Here is a 2,543-nt window from a genome sequence, read left to right on the forward strand (position 1 = left end):
CGATCCCGTCAGGAATATCGCGGCCACGATCAAGCATCCGTATCTCGACCCGGCGACGCCGTCATCGACGGATGCGCCGCGCGGGACGTCCGCCTACTGGGGAGACGATCCGATCTGGGATGGCCACACCAGCATCCACAATGTGATGATGGACGAGCAGGGCAAGGTCTGGTTCACGGCGCGGCTGCGGCCGCCGGCGAATCCGGACTATTGCAAGCAGGGCTCGGACCTGCCGTCGGCCAAGGTCGCGCCCCAGGCGACATCGCTGCGCCAGTTGTCGCGCTTCGACCCGGTCACCGCGAAGTGGGATCTGATCAATACGTGCTTCACGACGCACCACCTCTATTTCGACGACGATGCCAACCAGACCCTCTGGACCAGCTCCGGCGGCCCCGCGCTGGGCGGCGGCCTCGTCGGCTGGCTCGACACCAGGCAGTTCCGCGCCAGCGGGGACGCCATCAAGGCGCAGGGGTGGACCCCGCTGATCATCGACACCAACGGCAACGGCAAGCGTGACGCCTATGTCGAGCACAAGGATCCGGTCGATCCGACCAAGGACAAGCGTATCGCCGCGTCGTTCTACGGCATCATGCCCAGTCCGGTCGACGACGCGATCTGGGGCCAGGCGATGGACCGCGGCTTCTCGCGCGTCGACCAGCCCGGTTATCTGATCCGCGTCGTGCCGGGGCCCGACCCCGCCAACACGGCGCTTGCCGAAGTCTATCAGCCACCCGAGGGGACCTTCGGTCCGCGGGGGATCGACATCGGGCTCGATGGCGTGGTCTGGACGGTGCTGTCCAGCGGACATTTCGCGAGCTTCGATCGCAGGCTCTGCAAGGGGCCGCTGAACGGACCGACCGCCGCCGAAGGCAAGCAGTGTCCCGAAGGTTGGAAGATCTGGCGGATGCCCGGTCCCCAGTTCAGCGGCCTGGATCCGAAGGGAAGCGCCAACCACGCCTATTACGTCTGGGTGGATCGCTACAACACGTTCGGGCTGGGTGCCAACGTGCCGATCGCGAGCGCCAATGGCAGCGAGTCTCTGCTCGCGCTGGTCGATGGCCAGTTCGTCAACATGCGCAATCCCTATCCGCTCGGCTTCTTCACCAAGAATGTCGATGGCCGCATCGACGATCCCGGCGCCGGCTGGAAAGGGCGCGGGCTCTGGACCACGACCGGCACCCGCACGAGCTTCCATGGCGAGGGCGGCAAGGAGGCGTCGCCGAAGGTCTACAAGGTGCAGATGCGGCCGGATCCGCTGGCCCACTGAAGCGATCGTCCACCAGGACGGCGATATCGTCCCATCCGCACGCCGAGGCGCCGCATTTTTCGCAGTCGATCAGCGCGAGCTTGCGGCGCGCGCGGATGAGTTGCGAGTTGAAGCAGACCGTCACCATTCCGTTCGGCACGGAGGCTGGTGATCCCGTTGTTCTGGACTCCAACGCGATGAACGACCTGACTGTTGCACAATGTTCGACCGAGGGAGACGTCGCATGCCGCCGCTAGATGCGCGCTCATGGCTTCGCCGCGTCGTCGCAAGCCTCTGCATCGGGTGCTGGGCCATCATGGCCGGCGCGGCTGCGCAGAGCGCGGGCGAAATCGCTTCAGGCCCGACGCTGCGCGTGGCAGTCGCAGTCGGTCCAGCCGCCTCGGCGTTCTGGACGACTCGCGATCCGGTGACGGGCAAGCCGGTCGGCGTCACGGTCGAGCTTGCCAAGGCGGCTGCAGCCAAGCTCGATCTGCCGCTCGAGCTTGTTGAATATCAGAGCTCGGACGAGATCGCGGCCGCAGGCAGCAAGGGGGCCTGGGACATCTCCTTCATGCCCGCAGACCGGAAGCGGGAGCAGTTCGTCGATCAAGGCCCCGCTTACGTCGCCTATATGAGCGGCTATCTCGTTCGCGCAGGCTCGGACATCACCTCGGCTGCCGAGATCGACCGTCCGGGAATCCGGGTCGGCTGCATCGAAGGCACCTCGACATCGCGGACCGTCGAAGCGAGCATGAAGTATGCCGGCGTCACGAAGTTCATCAAGCCCGAGGCGGCCGCCGAACTGATCGGTCAGGGCCAGCTCGACGCCCTCGCCATGGGGATGGAGGCACTGGATGAATTGTCGAGGCGACTGCCCGGCAGCCGCGTGCTCCCCGAGGTGATTCAATCTACCGGCGTCGTGGTGGTGGTGCCGAAGGGGAAAGCGGCCGCTCGCGAGTGGGCGGCGCGATTCCTCGCAGATGCCAAGGCGAATGGCACGGTGCGCCGCGCGCTCGATCGCAGCGGCTTCGTGACCGCAAAGGTTGTGCCGTGACGTCGCCGCGAACTCCGGCATCGCCATATCTTCCGCTTATGACCGCCAATGCCAAATCGTATTTTTGCCGGCCTGGAATTCCTTCTATCTCCGACCGGCGGGCGGTGAGACAGCTGGCAAATTCACCGTCGACGCGGCCGATCGGCCCGCATGAATGCGGGTCCGGGAGCTCCTGCGGCGATCCGATCGTAACGAGCGCGCGATTGTTTTCTCCGGGTCAACGAAGAAGCGCATCTGGTGTGA

At 65.6% G+C, this 2,543-nt stretch carries 1 protein-coding gene and 1 pseudogene; both read left to right on the top strand.

Annotation, left to right across the window (positions count from 1 at the left end; all coding sequences use genetic code 11):
• A pseudogene (locus BRAS3809_RS24185) lies at positions 1 to 1,267 on the top strand (carboxypeptidase-like regulatory domain-containing protein); the annotation flags it as partial.
• A 352-nt stretch (positions 1,268 to 1,619) separates the two neighbouring features.
• Positions 1,620 to 2,300: a transporter substrate-binding domain-containing protein gene (locus BRAS3809_RS24190; RefSeq protein ID WP_240535759.1), complete on the top strand. Its 681-nt coding sequence runs from the start codon at positions 1,620 to 1,622 to the stop codon at positions 2,298 to 2,300.
• Positions 2,301 to 2,543: the final 243 nt, after the last annotated feature.

This window comes from Bradyrhizobium sp. STM 3809, from assembly GCF_000239795.1.
Taxonomy (GTDB): Bacteria; Pseudomonadota; Alphaproteobacteria; order Rhizobiales; family Xanthobacteraceae; genus Bradyrhizobium.